Origin of the sequence: Enterococcus sp. AZ129 (assembly GCF_051714505.1) — a bacterium.
Taxonomy (GTDB): domain Bacteria; phylum Bacillota; class Bacilli; order Lactobacillales; family Enterococcaceae; genus Enterococcus; species Enterococcus faecalis.
Map to the genome: position 1 here is coordinate 2576010 of NZ_JBIORY010000001.1, position 21326 is coordinate 2597335.

Sequence of the window (21326 nt, forward strand, 5' to 3'; positions counted from 1 at the left end):
ACCAACCCTGGCGATTGCAGGTTGGTGGTTTCTATTATTTATGACTTTAGTCAAAATCCCATGAAACTTCTGACTTAGGACTCAACTTATTTCTTAGGAACAAATAATTGCGGTGCTACTTTTGCCAATAAGCCTAGAACTAGACTTACATACAAACAATTGACGACGGTACTCGTACCGTTTAGTACAAAAGAATAGAGGTATGGGCTCATCCCTTCTGGTGCATACATGCCCCAAACCAATACACCCGCCCAAAAATGCCAAAACCAACGGGCGAAGACTGCGACAACACTTCCTAAAATAATCGTACGAATGGCTGATTTTAAACGATTCGCTTGAAAATACAGTTGAATTTTTCTAGCGAATACGCCACCCATTCCTCCAAACGCAAAAGCAAAGGGATATTCAAAAATAATCTGTGGAACGGACAAGAAATTTTTCATGGCTGTACCGAGAATAATATTTAACATGCCCCAAACAAAGCCTGCTGCAACTCCAGGAAGCAACCCACGACGAAACGAATAAAGAACTAATGGGACCATTCCCAACGATAGGTCCAAGCCACTATTGGCAAATTCAATCGGTAAAAAAGAGAGGGCCATTGCCATTGCTGCGACGACTGTTCCTTCTACCCAGATACGTAAATCCATTTTTCTAGCCAAACAAATTTCCTCCTATGTTCTGACGCTCTCAACCACTAATACATCGTTATTTTACCATAGAGACTTTAGAAAAACACGTTTGTCGAACAAGCAAAAAAATAGCTGATCAGCATTTAAGGGAATCAACTCCTACTCAAACGCATGCCAGCTACTTTTTATCCATTAATCGTCCCGCTCAGTTGTCAAAATTTTACCAGAATGAGCATCGATTTTTACCTCTATTTTTTGTTGGCCCTCTTTCACTTTCACTTTCCAATAGGTGATTCCTAATTCTTTCTCTAACTTCCAATCTGTTGCCTGGCCGACTTTCGCTTCTTTTTCAGCCAAGGTTGTGGCTTGTTCTCTGGAAATGATATTTGTTAAATCAAGTGCCTCTTCTTGCATTTTAACGCCATTTTGTTCATCGGCATCCAAGGTTTCGACTTTTTCTTTTGTGAATTCGCCTGTTTCTGCGTTCACTTCAACTTGATATTCTTTTTGCTGATCCACGCCTTCTATTTCATAAAAATAACGGCCAAAATCTGTATCTAACTGCAGACTTGTTATTTTTGCTTCTGGATATTTTTTCTCAAATGCTGTCGTTACTTTTTCTAAAGAGACAGCTACCGCACTTGTCTTCTCTGATGTCGTCGTTGCTTCTTGTTGTACGGATGAACTTGTTTCAGTAGTTGATATTACTGTTTCTTTTTGTTCATTTGTTGATGAAACAGCAGTAGGCGTTTGGGGTGTACAGCCAGCTACCAAAAAGAGGGCACAACCAGTCAGAGCGCCATAGAGTATTTTTTTCATTAAACAACCTTCTTTCCTTTTTATCATTTTATTATACTTGATTTCTCATTCAAATCATAGCTACAAAAAAAGCCCTACTTTAGTTGATAAAGTTAGAGCTCTCTCAGCCTTCATGGGCTAACATAAAAATTTCACCGAAATCATTCTCTTGTTCAATGTGCCAAATGCGTTTTTCACTATTATAGACAAGCGTTGCCAAAATTTCTTCTTTTTGGTAAGAGGTATTTTTCATCTTGCTAAGTGAATCTTCCACCAAGTAAATAGGAATCCGATATTCTTCTTTATCCACTTCCGTTTGTTGGAAGCAAAAAATAACACCTTCTTGCAAGATACCTTTCATATTTTTAAGTAATTCAGGACTTAATTTTTCGACAGGCGTATTTCGTTTAAAGAAGGCCTTTTTCTGGTTGACTTTCTCTAAAACAACACGTGTAATTTTATCAGCAAAGATTCGATAAAATTCATCAATATAACGATAATAGACACGCGTCATCTGATCTGCAAATTCAAAAAAGACAAAATCATTTTGTAGCTTATAAAAGAAAGGCGAATGCAAACTATTCTTCATGTGTCCAAAATAAAGAAGTTCCGAAATTTCTAATGGCGTTAGCTCTTTTAGCATCGTCACATCGGAAAAGTCAATCCATTTAATCTCTTCAGTCATCCAACGACGTTGTAGCGATTGAAAATAGCGATTGACGCTTTCTTCTCCACGAATAATTTTCAAGCCTGAATGCATATCGTATTCGCCAGCTTCGGCAGAAGGATCTAATAATAGTAAGTTCTGTGGATGATGCACAATTGAACGAACAAAATCGGAATGGGTAATTCCTTTAGATAAAACCGCGTTGCTGGTTACATCTATATGTACATAAATTAAATCAAGCAAATTCCCATCTCCCCTCTACTAGCCTCCTTACCATTTTACAATATTTTCAAAAGAAAAGCTTGTTTCTTTTACTTTAAAATTCCATTACAAAATGAGGATTTTTTTGAAAAATCAATCGATTCAGTTGTTTTTTATTAAATCAAGGTCCGGCCAGCTTACCTATTCCCCAAAGAAAATAAATAGGTTTTTCAAATAAATTGTGGTAAACTTGATACATTAAAAGGAGGGAGAATATGCGCCCAAAAGAGAAAAAAAGAGGAAAAAATTGGTTAATCAACAGCTTATTAGTTTTACTATTTATCATTGGCTTGGCCTTAATTTTTAACAATCAGATACGTAGTTGGGTGGTTCAACAAAATAGCCGCTCGTACGCCGTTAGCAAGTTGAAACCAGCTGATGTGAAGAAAAATATGGCTCGTGAAACAACGTTTGACTTTGATTCAGTTGAGTCCTTGAGCACAGAAGCAGTGATGAAAGCCCAATTTGAAAACAAAAACTTACCTGTGATTGGTGCCATTGCGATACCAAGTGTCGAAATTAATTTGCCCATTTTTAAAGGATTGTCAAATGTCGCTTTATTAACTGGTGCGGGGACCATGAAAGAAGATCAAGTCATGGGGAAAAACAATTATGCCTTGGCTAGTCATCGAACGGAAGATGGTGTTTCCTTATTTTCACCTTTAGAAAGAACCAAAAAAGACGAACTCATTTATATCACTGATTTATCTACTGTTTATACATACAAAATAACTTCTGTAGAAAAAATCGAACCAACCCGTGTTGAGTTAATTGATGACGTTCCTGGTCAAAATATGATTACCTTAATTACCTGTGGCGATTTACAAGCAACGACGCGAATTGCTGTTCAAGGAACATTAGCAGCAACGACGCCTATTAAAGACGCCAACGACGATATGTTGAAGGCTTTCCAATTGGAGCAAAAAACTTTAGCCGATTGGGTGGCTTAATAAAAAAATCCTTGAAAAGTTTTGACACTTTTCAAGGATTTTTTGCTTTATTTCGTCACTTGGCGTTCTTGCTGTTTCAAACGAGCAAAACCATAACGAATACCTGCAAATAATAAAACTAACGGAGATAAGAAAACAGAGATCATTAACCATTCACTTGTATACATACTACTAAAAGATAAATGATACGTGACAGCATACACTAGCGGCAGACTCATTATCAACAATAAATAATACAAACTCAATTCAAAAACATAGGATAAATAACTACTGTTCATCTTACTTCCCTCCTGTCTCTTTTTCCCTGAACAATTTGTTAACACTATTGTACCAAGGGGAAACAGAAAGTACTATCGGACTATAGTCCTAATCTTTCAGCTGTGCTTTTATTTTTTTCAACCATTCTGAGGTACCTGCTTCCACTAAGCGGTAAGTTTCCTCAAAATCACCAGTATAATAAGGATCAGGTACGTCCATGGTTTCTTTACCAACCACAACTTCCATAAATAAATGAATCCGCCATTGCTCTTCTTGAGGAGCTAATGCTTTTAGATCTGCCACATTATTCGCATCCATCCCAATGATATAGTCATATTTTTTAAAATCACTTGGCTGGATTTGTGTCGCCCGCATTCCTTGATAGGAAATTCCTTGTTGCTCCAAAATTTTTCTGGTTCCCTTATGTGGCTGACTGCCAACTTCCCAGTGACTAGTAGCTGCTGAAAATACTTGAATAGTCGATTCTAAACCGGCTTGTTGGACTTTCTGACGAAAAATCGCTTCTGCCATTGGCGAGCGACAAATATTGCCTAAACAAACAAATAACACAGTTACCACAACGTTTCACTCCTTCATAAGACTTTTTATCCTTCACACATTACTCATTGGCTTCTTGTTCATACAAATGATAAGCCATAAATTCTGTATCTTTCGCTAAACGGAATAATTGCGTCGCCATTTCCAAAGGAGTCTGAGGATATTCCTCAAGAATCCATTTCGTTAAGACGCCGCTACATCCATAGGAAAAGAAATTCGCATAAAATTGTTTGTCTTTATCTGTTAAATGGTTCTCAACATCGACTTGTTCAAATAATGATATAAATAAGCGATTGGTCGAAGCGGAAAAAACATTAAGAAGAACTTCTGAATCTGAGGTCACCGTTGTATAGTAAAAATGACTCTTCTCTTTAATCGCTTTTAATAACTTCAGGGCTTGTTCCTCCCAGTTTTCCAAACAAATATCTGTTTCTAAGTAAATCAATGCATCGTGACGATAAATCCAACGTAATAAATCATATTTATCTGTAAAGTGATAATAAAATGTTTGGCGATTCAAGCCCACTTTTTTGGTAATATCTTGGACACTTATTTTACGAAAATCCTTTTGTTCACATAATTCTATTAAAGCTGAAGCGATTGCTTGTTTTGTATCGTGCGTTCCGCTCATGCTGATTCCTCCGCTCCTAATATGTATATACCTCTATAATTGCAAAAAAACGGCCAGATTACAATATTTTCAGATACATTTTATGCATATATTTAAAATTAAATGAATAAAAAAAGCGGCAACTAACGATTTTTGTTAGTTACCACTCCTTGTTATCAATTATTAATAGATGACTATTTAGCCTGGAAAACGCCATACAACAGCGCGGAATCCTGCTGGTGGTGCTGGTGACCAGTTAGAGTTAGAAGAAACATAACCAGAACCTCCTGGGTTGTTCGCTTCAACGATTTGGACACTTCCACCACTTACACCTGTAACTAAGACAGTATGCACGCCACCAATCCAGCTATCTGGACTATAGGCACTTTCATATTGAACAACATCGCCTGGTTGCACGTTACTCCAGCTAACTTGTGTTGCGCCAGAAGCAACATAGCCACTGTTTGGACCACCATAACCGAAGTTAATACCGCCTGCCGCTAGCCAGCGACGAACAGATACTAAACATTCGCCTGGCTGATTCCAACCTGTTGCATAAGAATTACCAACATCTGCTAAAGCTGCATTAATTGCGGCTTGTTTTCCTGAAGTCACGCCACCATTCCCTGGTTTTGCTTCATTACCTTTTTCAGGAGTCGTTGGGTTAGTTACAGGAACTTCTTTTTCTTTTTCAGGTGCTGCTGCCACAGGTGTTGTTACAACACTTTCTGTTTCAGTACTTGAAGTTGTTGTTTCTTGCGTTGTGGTACTTTCAGTAGTTGTTGATGATTCTACTGCTGGTGTTGCGGCTTTTTCTTCAGCGGCTGATGCTGCTGCCTCATTGGCTGCTTTTGTTGCTTGCGCTTGCTCTGCTGCCGCTTTTTGTGCTGCGGCTTGTGCTTGCGCTGCCGCTTGTTCTTCTGCTTTTTTAGCAGCTGCACGTTGGCGTGCTTGTTCTTCTGCTAAACGTTTTTCCGCTTCTTTTTTCTGTTTAATGAAGCCGTCTTTTTTCCCTTGTTCTTCAGAACGTTGCGCTTCTAAATCATTTTTAGCCACTTCTTGTTGAATCTTCAATGTTTTTAATGATTCTGTTTTGTCATTTAGTTCTTTTGTTGCTGCTTCTAATTCAGCAATTTGTTTTTCAACATTCTTTGTTTTCTTTTCAACAGTCGCTTTGTCTTCTTTTTGTTGTTCTAGTAATTCATTGTTGGCGCTCATCATTGTTGAGACCGCTTGAACGCGACCAATTGCATCTGCTACTGAATCTGCATCTAAGACAGCATCAATAATTGAATCACTTTGACCATTCACTTGGACATCGCGTGCTTGTTTTGTCATTTGTACTTCACGTTTTTGAATACGGACATTCAAATCAGAAATTTCACTATATAATTTAGATACTTCTGATGATAGCTTGTTCTTTTTAGCTGTTAATGTATCGATTTGTTTGGCCGTTTCAACCATATCATTTTCAATCGCGGCAACTTTTGCTTCTGCATCTGACATTTGGCTAGTTAACGCATTAATTTTTTGATCTTGTTGTTGAATCTTTGTATCGTATTCATCTGCAAATGCTGCGGATGGCAACGCTACGCTTGTTAATGTAATGGAACATACCATTAGAGCCGATAATACACTTTTCTTCAATCTGTTGTCCTCCGAAAATCCTTTTTTGTTAAGCTTTTTTATTATTTATTAAAATTTGAATAAATTTCTCTTTTTCAACGATAGAGCAATTGTAGCATAGCTGTATGTCACTGAGATAATATGGATGTTACAGTAATATTTCAATTTTCTTCTTGTAAATGACAAAAAAAAGCTTCACTTTTTTCACAACTTTCTTCAAGGCTCCAGGGTAAGCTTCTCATCGTTTTGTTATTTAAAGAAAATAAAAAAAGCGAAAAATGCTAACAAATGAGCATTTTTCGCAAACGAACAAAATTTCCAATTTTTATTTTACGGAAAACAGTTTTTTCAGCGGATAAGATAAAATAACATACCACACCATGTTCAATAGCAGTGTAGGGCCCAACACACGTGTAATAAATAAAATTGGGCTGACATCCGCTAAATGAAAGGCCACTTGAATCAGTACCGCAATCAGTTCATACAACGTGGTAAAAATAACGATCCCAAAAAAACCAGTTAGTAAATTTGTTTGAATTACTTCTTTAAATGTATACATCAACATAACCGAAAGCGTCAGTGCGACTGTATAAATCCCGATAATGCCAATGTAGTAGCTATCGCAAATGAAGCCTAAAATTAACGAAGTAATTAATAAATAACGTTTAGAAAAATTAGGAACGGCAAACATAAACGCAAGTAATAACAGATGAGAACTGGCGAAGTAAACATTGCTTGTCCACGTTTCAAAAGACTTTGTTAAATGAGCATCAATTAACATTAAGAAAAACAAGAGAATAGGTGTGACGTATTTTAAATACTCTTTCCGAATCATTCGCTTTCCCCTGCCGATCTTTTCACGACCGTCACAACAGAGATACCATAGACATCCGCATAAGGTTTCACATACACTTCACGATCTAAACCAAAACTATCTGGTTTCACTTTAATAACTGTCCCTACCGCTAAATCGGCTGGGGAATTACCACCTAAGCCAGAAGTCTGAACGACATCGCCTTCTTTCAGCGTAGCATCGCCAGTTAATTGTGACACAATTAATGCATTTGTCTTATTGTCGTAATTTTTAAGTAAACCAAACGATTCGCCATTTGCGGAAGTTACTCGCACAGGGAAATGGTTCGAGTTGACATTTTTAGACGTTAGTAGTTCCACTTTTGCAGTCGTTGCATTGACTTCAATAACACGCCCCACTAACCCTTTTTGCGCCATGACCGCCATGCCCGCTTCAATGCCGTCATTGGTTCCTTTATCGATAATTAATAAGTCTTGCCAAGTATCAGGCGAACGCGTAATGACATTCGCAGTTACTTTTTCATAGTTGGCCAACGTTTCGTTCAGATTCAATTCTTGTTTTAAACTATCAATTTCGCGTTTATAGTTATTGTTTTGGACAGCTAATTCATTATAGCTATCAATTTTTTCTTTTAGACGTTCGTTTTCTTTAAACGTGTTAATTAAATTGCCCATTGAAGACAAGCCGTTTTCCACCACACGAGCTGGAAAAGAAATCACACGATCCACCATACTAACGCTATTATTGACGCCACCTTGAACGACATTGGTTTTGCCTTTTTCAGAACGTTGCGCAGCAGTTAAACTAATAATGGTTACTAAAATAATAACTAAAATTAAGGTAATGATTATATTTTTATTTGGATTAAATTTTTTCACAAAGACACCCCAGATATTCTTCAGACTGATAGTATTAATTTTACCACTAATTGACTATAAACAAAAGAGTTGGCGACCGTCTTTAGCTTTTTTTATCATTTCTTTTTTAGGGCTTGTTTTCAACGAAAAAACCAACGAAAAGAAAGGAAACTTCCTTGGTTTTCGTTGGTTTAAAAAGAAATTATTTTTCTTTGTTTTCTTCGTTTAATAATGCTTTTCTTGACACGTTGACACGGCCTTGTTTGTCAATTTCAGTTACTTTGACAAGGACTTCGTCGCCTAATTTCACGACATCTTCAACGTTGTTCACACGTTCGTTTGCTAATTGAGAAATATGGATCAAGCCATCTTTGCCTTTAATTAGGTTAACAAACGCACCAAATTTTTCAATGCGGACAACTTTTGCTAAGTAAACTTGACCGACTTCAACTTCTTTGGTTAATTCTTCAATAATCTTGATGGCTTTTTTAATCATTTCAGCATCTGATGAAGCAATACTTACGTTACCGTCTTGATCGATATCAATCTTAACGCCGGTTTCATCAATAATGCTGTTGATTGTTTCGCCACCTTTACCAATGACATCTTTAATTTTCGCTGGTTTAATTTGAATCATTTCAATTTTCGGTGCATATTGACTTAATTCTTCACGAGGAGCAGCAATCGTTGTTGTTAATTCTTCTAGAATTTCCATCCGTGCTTTCTTCGCTTGGTCTAATGCTTCCGTTAAAATTTGTTCTGTAATTCCTTGGATTTTGATGTCCATTTGTAAAGCAGTGATTCCGTCTTTCGTTCCCGCTACTTTAAAGTCCATATCGCCAAGGTGGTCTTCTAAACCTTGAATATCTGTTAAGATTGTATAGTTTTCGCCATCACTAACAAGACCCATTGCAATACCTGCAACTGGCGCTTTAATTGGCACACCCGCATCCATTAATGCTAATGTTCCCGCGCAAATACTTGCTTGTGAAGAAGAACCATTTGATTCTAACACTTCTGCTACTAAGCGGATTGTGTAAGGGAAGTCTTCTTCTGATGGAATAATTTGTGCTAAGGCACGTTCACCTAACGCACCGTGACCGATTTCACGACGACCTGGTGAGCCCGCGCGTCCTGTTGAACCAACAGAGAATTGTGGGAAGTTATAATGATGGATGAAACGTTTGCTATCTTGGACACCCAACCCATCGATAATTTGATGTTCCCCTAAAGGCGCTAATGTACAAACGGATAAAGCTTGTGTTTGACCCCGAGTAAACAAGCCAGAACCATGCACACGTGGTAAAATACTTACTTCTGATGATAAATGACGAATTTCGTCTAATTTACGGCCATCCGGGCGAATCTTATCAATCGTGATTAACTCACGTACAACATCTTTTTCAAGATCTTCCGCAATTTGTTTCACTTCTTTTAGTAATTGTGCTTCTTCTTCGTGTTCCGCAAATTTTTCAGCGTAAACTTCTTTGACTGTATCTTTTACTTTGTCAATTTCAACTTCACGTGCTAATTTTTCTTCCGTCATTACGGCTGTTTTCATTGTATTGTAGTACGCATCAAAAATTTCTTTTTTAAGATCAGCGTCCACTTGTAATAAGTCCACGTCCATTTTTGGTTTACCTACAGCGGCAACGATTTCTTCTTGGAACGCCACTAGTTCTTTAATGGCATCAAAACCGAAAAGTAAGGCACCTAACATATCTTCTTCTGATACTTCTTTGGCACCACTTTCAACCATGTTGATGGCTTCTTTTGTTCCAGCAACAGTTAATTCAATATCTGTTTGTTCCGCTTGTTCTACCGTTGGGTTTAAAACATATTCGCCATTAATACGACCAACGTCAACACCAGCAATTGGTCCGTCAAACGGAATATCTGAAATTGCTAACGCTAAGGAAGACCCAAACATTGCAGCCATTTCTGGTGTACAATCTTGATCCACACTCATAACGATGTTTGTGATTTGGACTTCGTTACGGAAGCCTTCTGAGAACATTGGACGAATAGGACGGTCGATTAAACGAGCGGTTAATGTCGCACGTTCACTTGGACGACCTTCACGTTTAATGAAGCCACCAGGAATTTTTCCTACCGCATACATTTTTTCTTCATAGTTTACAGTTAATGGGAAAAAGTCTACATCTTTTGCTTCTTTAGAGGCAACAGCAGCACTTAAAACGACCGTATCGCCGTAACGTACTAAGACAGCTCCATTGGCTTGTTTGGCTAATTGGCCGATTTCTACTTCTAGTGGGCGGCCGCCCCAAGTTGTTTTAAAGACTTGTTTTTCTGTCATAATTCTTCTCCTTTACTCTTGCTCTTTGGAAAAGTCAGACGGCTACTAAACAAATGAAAAAGTAACAAGTCGTTGCTGCTCTTTCATTTGGTTAGTAGTTCCTAAAAACTTTCCAAAGAGGACCTTCAATAGTGACAATAAGATAAAAAGCGAGATTCTGATTGAACCTCGCTTTATACGTAATGATTAACGACGTAATCCTAAACGTTGGATCAATTCGCGGTAACGTTGGATGTCAGTTTTACGTAAGTAAGCTAACAAGTTACGACGGTGACCGATTTTTTTCATTAAACCACGGTAAGAATGGTGATCTTTTTTGTGTGTACGCGCATGTTCGTTCAATTGGTTAATGTCTTCAGTTAAGACAGCAATTTGTACTTCTGGAGAACCAGTATCTCCTTCATGACGTGCGTATTCTTTAATGATTTCGTTTTTTCTTTCTTGTGAAATTGCCATTTGTTCCACCTCTTTCTCTATTATTCGTCTGATCACTGAGTGAAGCGTTGGTGACTCGCTAAACCAAGTGATAGATGGTGTGTTTCCACACAAGCTTACTTTACAGGAAACACCGCTAAAATGCAAGCTTAATCTCTATTATTCGATAGTTTTTTTAAACAATCTAGCCCCTTTTTTGGTGATTTTGTGATACACTAAATGGTGGTAAACAACTGATTATTTCAGCGCATGAATAAATAAAAGAAGAATTTTTTTATGTTTCAAAGGAGGAACCATTGAATGATTACAATGAAAGATATTATTCGTGAAGGGAACCCCACACTTCGTGCTGTGGCAGAAGAAGTGCCTGTCCCTATCACTGAGGAAGACCGACAATTAGGTGAAGACATGTTGACTTTCTTAAAAAATAGTCAAGATCCAGTCAAAGCCGAAGAATTACAATTACGTGGTGGCGTTGGTTTAGCTGCACCACAATTAGATATTTCTAAACGAATTATTGCTGTCCATGTTCCTAGTAACGACCCAGAAAACGAAACGCCTTCATTAAGTACGGTGATGTACAACCCTAAAATTTTGAGCCATTCTGTGCAAGATGTCTGTTTAGGTGAAGGGGAAGGCTGTTTATCTGTCGATCGGGATGTACCTGGGTATGTCGTTCGCCATAACAAAATTACCGTCAGTTATTTTGACATGGCTGGCGAAAAACACAAAGTTCGTTTAAAAAACTACGAAGCGATTGTGGTTCAACATGAAATTGATCATATTAATGGCATCATGTTCTACGATCATATTAACAAAGAAAATCCATTTGCTTTAAAAGAGGGCGTTTTAGTCATCGAATAAAGAAAAAAACTGGGCCGTTTGTTTTCAGACAAACGGCCCAGTTTTTTTAAATGGCCTTCATTTCTTTTAAGGCTTTCCAAATCCCATCATTATCATTTGTATCTGTGACCATCGTGGCCACTTTTTGAATGGAAGGACTCGCGTTGCCCATTGCGACGCCAATCCCTGCATGGCTTAACATTTCTCGGTCATTTTCGCCGTCCCCAAAGGCAATGATATTTTTTGCATCAATGCCCACACGTTTAGCTAAATACGTTAACGTAGCTGATTTTGAGCCATCTTTAGGCACAACATCTACGCTATGTTGATGCCAGCGAATAAAGCGAAATTCTGGGTATTCTTCTTCAAACGTACACTGATCTTCTGCGTCATAAAAAGCCAGCGCTTGGTAAATATCATTTTGACGATAAAAGTGTTCATCATAAGCAGGTGAATGAAAATGAAAAGAGTTCATCGCAATTTCCATTTTTTCAGCACGGTGCTGGTTGCTCTTCTTAATATCATCTAAGCCCACACAAGCAAACCCTAAGCCGCGTTGATCACTGTCTTGTGCCAAACGTTCCAACGCTTCAGCGTGCAATAAATTTTGATAATATTGCTCATGATCCACAAAAGCCGCGGCGCCATTACATAATACGTAATTAGTAAAATCTAAATCCCAAATCACCTCTTGCGCCATATAACGACTTCTGCCAGTTGCCAGCGTAACTAAGTGTCCTTGCTCCCGCAATTTTGCTAGCGCTTCTCTCGTGCTATCCAATGCTTTCTTCTCCGAATTTAACAACGTCCCATCAATATCAAATGCAAAAAGTTTTCTTTCCATCATTTCTCCTTATTCGCTCGCTTTCGCTAAATATTTACTGCCTTCTCGTTGTGCTAAAGGACTCAACACTAATTCTTTCATCAATTCCTCGACCCATTGCGGATTCGTTTTACTATATTGGCGTAATGACCAGCCAATCGCTTTTTGAATGAAGAACTCCTCTGTAGTTCTATCATAAATAATCGCCTTTTTCAACAGGTCCTGATTGGTCTTTTCTTTCAACATCAACTGTAAATTCAGCGCAACACGCCGATTCCAGAAATTTTCAGCGCCATAAAAAAGGGCAAAAATCGTTGGCAATTCAGTCAGATGCAACGCCACCCACGACCCAAAAAATTTTCGCCAAGCATCCACACTATCCCACCACGCTTTTTGTGGAACATAGGCTTTAAACGCTACGACCTCTTCTAATGAAAATCTCCGAACATTTTGAAGGGCTAAATCAATAGCGACATACTGATATTCTCGTTCTGTTTTTTGATAGTAAGCCTCAATCTCTTGGCATAATTTTTCCTTTGGCCACGTATGACTTTCTTTTAAAAGTTGTTTACTTAACGCTTGACGTTCTGGGGCGGGGATGCCTGCAAAAACAAATTGGTGTTTCATATAAGCAGACATTTTTGCTGCTGTTTCTGGGTTCTTCTGAAATTGAAGTGTGTCCATTCCTTCGCTCCTTATAATAAAAAAACTATACTAAAACAGTGTACCATGTTTTAGTATAGTTGGTTGGTCAATTAATCAAAATACGTTAAGTTTTTGTTGTCTTTATCTAACCAGGCATAGCCGAGACCCATAATTAAGCCACCACCGATAAAGTTACCAATAAAGGCCCAGAAAAGATTATGAATAACATTACCAGCTGTGAAAGCTTCAATTGCGCCGTTTGAAGCAAAGTAAGCTAAACTGAAGGCTGGGAAATTGGCAATCACGTGTTCAAAACCAAGGAAAGCAAAGATAAAGATAATGAAAATAATGGCCGCGACTTTGCCGGCGTCATCTTTCATTCGCATACTCACTAATACGGCTGTATTAACCACAATATTGGCGAACATAGCTTCAACTAAAATCTGTAGGGTAGTTTTTTCTAATTTTCCAGCAATCGATGTAAAGAAGAAACTATCTTTTGGCAAATCTTGGAACGGCACCGTAAGTGATACCAAGAAACCAAACAAGACGCCACCAATTAAATTGAATAAGATACAGGTAAATAAAATTTTTGCAGCTAAGGAAAAGTTGACTTTTTTTACGATAGACGCCAACAGTCATGTACAACATATTCGAGGTACCAAGTTCGGCATTCATATATAAAATCATTACAAGTGACCAACTGAACATGAAGGCGTAAAGCATTTTCCCTAAACCATGAGAAATTCCTTCTCCTTTAATTGCGATTGCAAAAGCAACGGCTGTTCCCAACGTTAAAAATAGGCAAGCAAGCATTGCACGAACAGCGTAACGGGAAAAGCTGTTTGAGAATAAATTCACTTTCTTGTCGATAGATTTATCAATTTGTTCAAACAATGGTGAACCAGACTTCATTGTAAACTCCCTTTCATTCCGTTTTCAACTTATATTTTCAAAACATCTCCCCTTATTCTAATGAGGAAAAGTGTTTTTGTCTACCTTTTTTTCAGATTTCACTTTAAAACCTTGACGTTTCCTATCCTATTAAGTATACTAGACTTTGTGTAAAATAATTGCAGCAGAAGAATAATAACTCGTCAACAGTTCATTGCCAAACTTGGTTCAACTGCGTAACCGCGGCTGCAAAGGCGAAGGTTGAAGAATGAACTGAACGAATATGAATTTTTCATCTAATTATTTTACTCCAAAAAAACATTTATTTATTGGAGGAATTTTTAATGTCTCGTTATACTGGACCATCATGGAAAGTATCTCGTCGTCTAGGTATCTCTTTATCAGGTACTGGTAAAGAACTAGCTCGTCGCCCTTACAAACCAGGACAACACGGACCTAACAGCCGTGGTAAAGTTTCTGAATACGGAATGCAATTAACTGAAAAACAAAAATTACGTCATATGTATGGCATGAACGAACGTCAATTCCGTACGTTGTTCATTAAAGCAAGCAAAATCAAAGAAGGTAAACACGGTGTTAACTTCATGGTTTTACTAGAACAACGCTTAGATAACGTTGTTTACCGTTTAGGTCTTGCAACTACTCGTCGTCAAGCACGTCAATTAGTTAACCATGGCCACATCACTGTAGACGGCAAACGTGTTGATATTCCATCATACCACGTTGAAGTTGGTCAAGTGATCGGTGTTCGTGAAAAATCTCAAAACATCTCAACAATTAAAGAAGCGGTTGAAGCAACTGTTGGACGTCCAGCATTCGTAAGCTTTGACACTGAAAAATTAGAAGGTAGCTTCACTCGTTTACCAGAACGTGATGAACTTTACCCAGAAATCGACGAAGCACTTGTCGTTGAATACTACAACCAAAAACTTTAAGATTTCAAAAGGTCGAACTGCGGTTCTTACCTTCTTTCAAAACCTTGCCTTTCTTGGCAAGGTTTTTTTCTTTGCCCTCTTTACAAAATTGTTTACTTCCGCTAAACTATTGTTAACCAAATAAAAATAATTGGTTAACAATAGAAAGTGAGGCTTCTTATGAATAAAGCATCGTTACGTTCTTTAATTTTAGCAGCAGAATTCGCTGTGATTATTGCTGTACTTTCACAATTTACAATTCCATTGGGGATTGTCCCCTTAACTGGACAAACATTTGCCATTGGCTTAACCGCTACCGTTTTGGGTAAGCGAACGGGGACCTACGCTATTTTAATTTACTTCTTATTAGGATTAATAGGTTTACCCGTTTACGCGGGGATGTCTAGCGGGTTCGGTGTACTCTTCGGACCAACTGGCGGCTATTTAATCGGGTTTATCTTCAACGGCTTATTAACTGGTTATATTTTAGAAAAAACAACCTTTAACTATACTTGGGCCATTATCGCAAATATTGCCGGCGCCTTAGTTACCTTAGTTTTCGGTATGATTTGGTTGAAATATTCCGCAAATCTACCGTGGCCAAACGCTTTTGCTGGCGGGTTTGCTCCGTTTATTATTCCTGGTATCATCAAGGCTGTCGCAGCTGCTTATGTTGGTATTTTAATTCGCCAACGCTTTATGAAACGTTTTTTAGCACACCTTTCTTAAGGGGAAAACTTTTTTCTTTTCCTTGCCTGTAGTACACTAAAAGGACAAAGGAGTGAAGTCCATGTCCTCATTATTAAAACGATTGGTTCAGTTGGTTTTGTTAGTCGTCGCTGTCTTGCTGATTCGACACTATGTTTTCTCCCCTGCTGCGGTGAACGGCTCTTCAATGGAACCAACACTTCATAACAACGACCGTTTATGGGTGACCTCGATTAAAAAGCCACAGCGCTTTGATATTATCGCTTTTCCTAGCCCGCGCAACGGCCAACGAGTAGCCAAACGTTTAATTGGTTTACCTGGCGAAACAGTCGAGTATCGCGATGATACCCTTTATATTAATGGTGTATCACTCAGTGAAGATTACTTAGCAAGTGCTAAACGAAATGTCTCTAAAAATGAAAATTATACCCAAGATTTTACGCTAGAGACCTTAGAAGCCACCCAATCCCTGACCGTTCCAGAAGGCATGTATTTTGTCTTGGGGGATAATCGCCCGCGCTCAGATGACAGTCGTTATTTTGGCTTTGTTAAACAAGAGAGTGTGGAAGGTGTTTTGACTTTTCGTTATTATCCATTAGATAAAATTGGCTTTCCATAAAATAGTAAACCGCCCTCAAAAAGTCTAACTTTTTGGGGGCGGTTTACTATTTTTTTAAGGTCCAGTGACTAAGTTCCACGTCACCGTTCCTTGATATTTCTCATTTATTTTCCCTTGATTGGCAGGGACTTCTAATTTCACATTGGCAAAATCAAAATCTAATTGATAGACATCATTACCTGTAAATTGGTTATTAAGAATTACTGGTGTAGATGTGCCGTCACTCGTCAAAGCTAACGGCTCCGTAATTCCAACTTTATTCGTTAATTCTGTGACTTGATTATAGTTTTCGATTGTTGCAACGTCTGCATTGCCTAATAATAAGCGCGTACTAGTTGGCAAACTATCGGCAGACGCTTTTAGCTGTGATAATTGTGCTGTCAACTGCCAATTGGGTTGGCTTTTCTTTATCCGCAAATACGGATTACGTGTGCCATTCCCATAATAATCAGCTGCTTTTTTCAGGCCGTACTGCTTAGTACTACCGCTAATCATAACTTTTCCAAAGTCAAACGTCGGCATACTAATGAAGCCTTCTTCTGCTGGTGTTGGCTCAATCGTTTGATCTTCGCCTTGAATACGTACAAAGTTACTAGCTGTCACTGGGAAAAAATTCCCACTAGCTGTCATTTCTGCGGTTAATAGTTGCCTTGGTTCCCCAGTGATTTTCGCTGTGTTCACTGTCACTAAAGCTTCACCATTCACCGGAATTTCCACACCCAAGTTTACTCCTGTGCGCCATTGTTCTGCCGTCACTGGAATAATTTTATTTGGCGTATTACCAAGGCGAACAGCTAATTGGGTCGGCGCCGAAATACCTGCCGCCCATTTGGCCGTTGGTGCTAGTTTAACGTTGGTCAATGGAACTTCACTAGTGTTTTTTAGCCTAACTGTCCAAATCATAGAAGCTTCATTGGAGACAACTTCTAGTAACCGACTAACGGTCATTTCTGCCGTTGCTTGGACTTCCTCATAGACTGCCGTCATGTCATCCTTGTCATCGTTAGTGACGGCATAACTTGGTGTTTTCGTCGTTTCCATTTTGGTTTGATCAGTGCCTTTGTACCAACCTTTGAACTTGTAGTTTTTGTCCCCTACTGTGTAGGTATCTGGTAAGTCTTTGGCACTGGTGTAGGTGAAGTTCTCACTATCAATCACGGTTTGTTTGCCTTGTGTGAAACCAGTTGGCGGTGTAATTTTCGTTCCATTACTATCAACGAAGTTTTCGGTGACACGGCGGTTTTCTAAGTAGTAATAAATGGTTTTATCTGGTGCTGCTAAATTGTAGTTATTACCAACCAATCCAGAATAGATTCCCATTGCATACGCAGTTTTATTGGTATCCCAGGACCAAGGTAATCGCCGAGTGCCAAAAACAGTACCATTTGTTGATAAACGATAGGAAGTTGTACCACTAGTTGTACTTACAGTAGCATTCGGAGCTTCAATATTTTTACGAACTTCATTTGCCATAGGATATTTTGTCTTATCGCCTGTATAAGTAGCTGTTGGGCTGATTGATAATGTCTTATAGTATTTAGGAATGGTGTGATTCACATAGCGAGTGCCATATGTTTTTATACTCCCCTCTGGAATTGTGTACGATTTCCCTGGAATAGCAAGTTTTTTTAGCATGTTACTCGTATCATTCGTACCATAAATCTTTGATAAAACTGTAGTTTCTGTTTCACTGCTATCGCCTAATTCAGTTTCAATAGTAAAGTTGGCTGGATTGATTAATTCTCCTTTTTCATCAACATAGCCAAAAGAAATTTCTTTACTTGGCAGTGTGTACGCTTTGGTTGCCACTTCCTCATAGACCACATTCAAATCATCGTTGTCATCATAAGTAACAGCATAACTTGGTGTTTTACTTGTTTCCAGTGTAGCTGGTTCAGTTTTCCCTTTATACCAGCCTTTGAATTTGTATGCTTTGCCATTATTAGCTGTGTAAACTTCTGGCAAGGTGCCACCTTGAGTAAACGTATAATCATTATTGGTGATACTTGTTTGTTTACCTTGAGTGAAACCAGTTGGTGCTGGGATTGCTGTACCGTTTATGTCTTTGAAGTTTTCGGTGACTTTTTTTAATACAACAGTAATAACAGGGTTTTGTTTCGGCATATATATGCTATTTAAAATATTGAGCCCGTTTCTCTGAAGCCACCATCGGAATATGACTGGAATCGTTACGGTTGTGCCAGGTTCTTCATAAAAGTAAGTGGATTCATTAAAATTCGTATGAATTTCAAAATCAGAATCATTGATTTTTGATAAAATAGCTTGAGCTGCAACAAGCTCGTAAGGCCCGTTTAACAAGCTTGATGTGGATGGACTACTTACGTATTGATTTACTATATCACCTACAATATTTGTTGATTGGACATATTTAGGAACTGTTAACTGAATATTGTCCAAATAATCTATAGAAGACTTGTAAGACTCTGCATATGGAAGTACGCTAGTTTTTTCTGGCATAATAATGGCTAGACTGTCTTGTGCTTGTTCTATCAATACCTCTCTACTTGTAATATTTACTAAATTATCATTAGCTCTTGGACTAACTAATACTTTCAACTCTGCACTTAGATTAAAGTCAGCCATGTTTAAAGTTGGCGTATCAGATGTACTAATATTAAATGCTATTTTCCCTGCTGGTAGAGTAAAAGAGAGATCCTCTCTACTATCACCTGCTGCAAAACTAACAAGATCAGCTCGAATAGCATTATAATAATCTTCTGTACCAATCATAGGTTGAATTAACCTTTGAGATATAACCTTCGCTTCCTCAGCTTGCTTAATTTCTTCTGTCGTTTCTGTCTTTGTTTCTTGCTTCGAGACTTCATTGTTCTGAGTGCTTTCTTCTGCACTCTCTTTCGTGCTTGCGCCTGCACTTTCTTCTGTACTGACTTTCGTCGTTTCTTGCTTCACACTACTTTCCACCGTCGGACTACTTTCAATCGTCACAGTTTCCGCAACCGCTATGACGCCTGTCAATGAATTGCCTAATAATGAACAACATAAACCAAATGTTGCTAACTGTTTAAATTTTATCTGTTTCATGCTGCCCCTTCTTTCTATGTACCATTCCCACTAAGCCAATTAAGGCTAAGCCGAGAATGCTAAGATTCGCCTGCCGCTTACTCCCTGTGCGCGGTAGCTGTTTATTGCCAGTGGTAATGGTGCCTTGACCACCTGCCACACCTTGATTAGTGCTCGTCTGTCCTGATCCTTTCCTCTTAGGACTTGCCCCTGGTTGATCTGTTTTCGGTGAGGGCTCTTCTTTCGGGGGTGCCTTTTTGTAAAATTCAATCCCCACCGAACTAGAACCACGTTCAGACGCTTCAACATTTATAAAAAAACTAGGGGAAAATAGTAGGCACGCAATCATTAAATAACGCTTTTTTTTCATTTTAAAACCTCCTTTTAATTCAACAACAGATTTGAGTTTCTCTACAATTACTGCTCAAACCACCTTTTTTCATATCTCTATAATAACAAAGAAAAAGCTTTCCAAAACACCATTATTTTCCATTTGACAACCCTATTTTCTACAAAACTCTTATATGGAAAGGGTTTCGCACTTTGTTATTTAAAGCTATCCTTTGAAAATGATTGTCGAAACACGTTTATCCTTTAGAAATCACCTTTAATTTCTTAAATTTTTACTAACCAAACCTCAGAAAAGCTCACAAAGTTAGTTTTCGATACTAACATTGTGAGCTTTTCTCATTTTTGACGATTGGATAATTCGATAAAATAACACTAAAATACAAAATAACTGTCTGTTTCTCTTATTGGGCAACAGCTAATTGATACAATGGCAGGAGTTGTTGATAGGTTGCCAACATATACGCTCGTGCTTTTTCAGGGTTCTGCCACAAGGCACTATCTTTGGGAATGATGCGCCCAATTTCAAACTCACCTTTTTTTACATCTCTAAAACGAGTTAAGGCTTTTTCTAAATCCGTTTCTGGCAGCGGAGTAATTTGAGGAACCGTATGATCCAAGGAAACATACGTATCTTCTGGTAATGCTTGGAATAATTGCTGATTCTCTAAAAAGGCTTGCGCAATCTGCTTTTCATTTTTAGGATTATCAATGAATGACAACCACATAAACACATAGTCGCCCCAAATACCTAATTGAAAATGCGGCTGCATTTTATAACCGCGCTTATTCGGACTAAGTGCTGACCAAGTATTTTCTGGTGGATACACGGTGCGACGGCGATGTTGTGCAATATGGACAAACAACTCCGTTCCTAGTTCAGGCGCTAGTTGTTCGGCAAAATACGTGTCTAATTCTTGAAAAATCGGTTGAATTTGCGCACGGATAACCGCCATTCGTTCATCTAATCCAGCAACTTCAAAGGCTGCGAATTCTTTTTCTGTAAACATCAACATTTCTCTAATTCCTCTCTTAACTTGTCTTCCGCTTCTATTTTTGTCGGTTTTGCCATGTTTCCAGTGTCATCCCACGATAAACCTCTGTGACAATTTTCCCTTTACTAATTCGGGCATTGGGCAGTGTTCCTTCGTAGGTAAAACCAATTTTCTCCATGACACGACCAGAAGCTGGATTGTCTTGATCATGTAAAGCAAAGATTCTCATGAGTTTCATTTTTGCAAAACCCAGTTCAATTAACGCCGTCGCGGCTTCAGGCATGTAGCCATTGCCCCAAAAGGCACGGTTCAAGACATAGCCTAATTCTCCAACATTATTGGTTTCATTGACCCGCAAATCAATCGTGCCAATCATTTTGCCCGTTTTTTTCACTTCAATCCCATATTTTCCTAAAGGTTCTCCCATAAAATATTTAGCAATGTTTTGTCGTGTTTCAGCGATTGTTTGGTTTTTCAAGAACACATAGCGGACCGTTTCCTCATCTGAAGCATATTCGTACATATCTTCTGCATCGGCTAATGTGACAGGTCTTAAAATCAAGCGTTCGGTTTCGATTCGTTGGTTTTCTGCAAAAATCAATGGATAATTCATGAGCAAAACTCCCTACTTTTCTACATACTTTACAGAAAAACAGCGAAACACGCAAGGAAAATCGGCATTTTCCTCGCG

The 21326-nt window shown here is 38.4% G+C and carries 22 protein-coding genes and 1 pseudogene; 5 read left to right on the forward strand and 18 right to left on the reverse strand.

Going from position 1 to position 21326, the window contains the following annotated elements:
- Positions 1-86: 86 nt before the first annotated feature.
- The 3 genes from thiT to IGJ90_RS12705 all read right to left on the reverse strand — a co-directional run bounded on the left by thiT (position 87) and on the right by IGJ90_RS12705 (position 2340).
- On the reverse strand, positions 87-662 hold the full coding sequence (gene thiT, locus IGJ90_RS12695; RefSeq protein ID WP_002354998.1) for an energy-coupled thiamine transporter ThiT: 576 nt from the start codon (positions 660-662) through the stop codon (positions 87-89).
- 162 nt (positions 663-824) lie between these two features.
- Positions 825-1478 carry a PepSY domain-containing protein gene (locus IGJ90_RS12700; protein ID WP_025186700.1) on the reverse strand — a complete coding sequence of 218 codons (654 nt, stop codon included), beginning with the start codon at positions 1476-1478 and terminating at the stop codon, positions 825-827.
- Positions 1479-1554: 76 nt separating this feature from the next.
- Complete coding sequence (locus IGJ90_RS12705; protein ID WP_002354996.1) at positions 1555-2340, reverse strand: hypothetical protein; 786 nt, start codon at positions 2338-2340, stop codon at positions 1555-1557.
- A gap of 233 nt (positions 2341-2573) precedes the next feature.
- Here IGJ90_RS12705 and IGJ90_RS12710 point away from each other — a divergent pair, with 233 nt between their 5' ends.
- Positions 2574-3308 (forward strand): class A sortase, encoded by a 735-nt coding sequence (locus tag IGJ90_RS12710; protein ID WP_002354994.1) that lies wholly within the window; start codon positions 2574-2576, stop codon positions 3306-3308.
- Positions 3309-3355: 47 nt separating this feature from the next.
- On the opposite strand, the gene IGJ90_RS12715 is transcribed toward IGJ90_RS12710, so the two are convergent.
- The 8 genes from IGJ90_RS12715 to rpsO all read right to left on the reverse strand — a co-directional run bounded on the left by IGJ90_RS12715 (position 3356) and on the right by rpsO (position 10804).
- Positions 3356-3586: a hypothetical protein gene (locus tag IGJ90_RS12715; protein ID WP_010717733.1), complete on the reverse strand. Its 231-nt coding sequence runs from the start codon at positions 3584-3586 to the stop codon at positions 3356-3358.
- A gap of 88 nt (positions 3587-3674) precedes the next feature.
- The gene (locus IGJ90_RS12720) at positions 3675-4145 is read right to left on the reverse strand and encodes a low molecular weight protein-tyrosine-phosphatase (RefSeq protein WP_002367399.1); all 471 of its coding nucleotides are present in this window, start codon (positions 4143-4145) and stop codon (positions 3675-3677) included.
- A gap of 40 nt (positions 4146-4185) precedes the next feature.
- The gene (locus IGJ90_RS12725) at positions 4186-4755 is read right to left on the reverse strand and encodes a TetR/AcrR family transcriptional regulator (RefSeq protein WP_002354991.1); all 570 of its coding nucleotides are present in this window, start codon (positions 4753-4755) and stop codon (positions 4186-4188) included.
- 177 nt (positions 4756-4932) lie between these two features.
- Complete coding sequence (locus IGJ90_RS12730; RefSeq protein WP_002394023.1) at positions 4933-6354, reverse strand: CHAP domain-containing protein; 1422 nt, start codon at positions 6352-6354, stop codon at positions 4933-4935.
- 331 nt (positions 6355-6685) lie between these two features.
- The gene (gene mreD / locus IGJ90_RS12735; RefSeq protein WP_002354987.1) at positions 6686-7195 is read right to left on the reverse strand and encodes a rod shape-determining protein MreD; all 510 of its coding nucleotides are present in this window, start codon (positions 7193-7195) and stop codon (positions 6686-6688) included.
- The gene (gene mreC / locus IGJ90_RS12740) at positions 7192-8052 is read right to left on the reverse strand and encodes a rod shape-determining protein MreC (RefSeq protein WP_002383273.1); all 861 of its coding nucleotides are present in this window, start codon (positions 8050-8052) and stop codon (positions 7192-7194) included. Before mreC ends, mreD begins: the two co-directional genes overlap by 4 nt.
- A 181-nt stretch (positions 8053-8233) precedes the next feature.
- Positions 8234-10348 carry a polyribonucleotide nucleotidyltransferase gene (gene pnp, locus IGJ90_RS12745; RefSeq protein WP_002367402.1) on the reverse strand — a complete coding sequence of 705 codons (2115 nt, stop codon included), beginning with the start codon at positions 10346-10348 and terminating at the stop codon, positions 8234-8236.
- Between the two features lie 186 nt (positions 10349-10534).
- The gene (gene rpsO / locus IGJ90_RS12750) at positions 10535-10804 is read right to left on the reverse strand and encodes a 30S ribosomal protein S15 (protein ID WP_002354983.1); all 270 of its coding nucleotides are present in this window, start codon (positions 10802-10804) and stop codon (positions 10535-10537) included.
- A 279-nt stretch (positions 10805-11083) separates the two neighbouring features.
- On the opposite strand from rpsO, the gene def reads away from it, so the two are divergent.
- On the forward strand, positions 11084-11647 hold the full coding sequence (gene def / locus IGJ90_RS12755; RefSeq protein ID WP_002354981.1) for a peptide deformylase: 564 nt from the start codon (positions 11084-11086) through the stop codon (positions 11645-11647).
- A gap of 46 nt (positions 11648-11693) precedes the next feature.
- On the opposite strand, the gene IGJ90_RS12760 is transcribed toward def, so the two are convergent.
- The 3 genes and pseudogenes from IGJ90_RS12760 to IGJ90_RS12770 form a co-directional block, all read right to left on the reverse strand.
- Entirely contained in the window at positions 11694-12470 is a 777-nt protein-coding gene (locus tag IGJ90_RS12760; protein WP_002361040.1) for an HAD family hydrolase, read from the reverse strand.
- 9 nt (positions 12471-12479) lie between these two features.
- Positions 12480-13133, reverse strand: coding sequence for a DNA alkylation repair protein (locus IGJ90_RS12765; RefSeq protein ID WP_002354978.1), 654 nt, complete (start codon positions 13131-13133; stop codon positions 12480-12482).
- Between the two features lie 71 nt (positions 13134-13204).
- Positions 13205-14009 (reverse strand): annotated as a pseudogene (locus tag IGJ90_RS12770) (formate/nitrite transporter family protein).
- 323 nt (positions 14010-14332) lie between these two features.
- On the opposite strand from IGJ90_RS12770, the gene rpsD reads away from it, so the two are divergent.
- From rpsD to lepB, 3 genes are all read left to right on the forward strand, one after another.
- Positions 14333-14944 (forward strand): 30S ribosomal protein S4, encoded by a 612-nt coding sequence (rpsD, locus tag IGJ90_RS12775; protein WP_002365342.1) that lies wholly within the window; start codon positions 14333-14335, stop codon positions 14942-14944.
- Between the two features lie 159 nt (positions 14945-15103).
- Positions 15104-15652, forward strand: coding sequence for a biotin transporter BioY (locus tag IGJ90_RS12780; protein WP_002354975.1), 549 nt, complete (start codon positions 15104-15106; stop codon positions 15650-15652).
- Positions 15653-15713: 61 nt separating this feature from the next.
- On the forward strand, positions 15714-16250 hold the full coding sequence (gene lepB, locus IGJ90_RS12785; RefSeq protein WP_010712890.1) for a signal peptidase I: 537 nt from the start codon (positions 15714-15716) through the stop codon (positions 16248-16250).
- A gap of 54 nt (positions 16251-16304) precedes the next feature.
- On the opposite strand, the gene IGJ90_RS12790 is transcribed toward lepB, so the two are convergent.
- From IGJ90_RS12790 to IGJ90_RS12805, 4 genes are all read right to left on the reverse strand, one after another.
- Positions 16305-19313 carry a WxL domain-containing protein gene (locus IGJ90_RS12790; protein ID WP_438768230.1) on the reverse strand — a complete coding sequence of 1003 codons (3009 nt, stop codon included), beginning with the start codon at positions 19311-19313 and terminating at the stop codon, positions 16305-16307.
- Positions 19294-19662, reverse strand: a complete 369-nt coding sequence (locus IGJ90_RS12795) for an LPXTG cell wall anchor domain-containing protein (RefSeq protein WP_002367408.1) — start codon at positions 19660-19662, stop codon at positions 19294-19296. Before IGJ90_RS12795 ends, IGJ90_RS12790 begins: the two co-directional genes overlap by 20 nt.
- 382 nt (positions 19663-20044) lie before the next feature.
- Positions 20045-20656: a YktB family protein gene (locus tag IGJ90_RS12800; protein ID WP_010818564.1), complete on the reverse strand. Its 612-nt coding sequence runs from the start codon at positions 20654-20656 to the stop codon at positions 20045-20047.
- A gap of 34 nt (positions 20657-20690) precedes the next feature.
- The gene (locus IGJ90_RS12805) at positions 20691-21248 is read right to left on the reverse strand and encodes a GNAT family N-acetyltransferase (RefSeq protein ID WP_025186703.1); all 558 of its coding nucleotides are present in this window, start codon (positions 21246-21248) and stop codon (positions 20691-20693) included.
- Positions 21249-21326 lie beyond the last annotated feature (78 nt).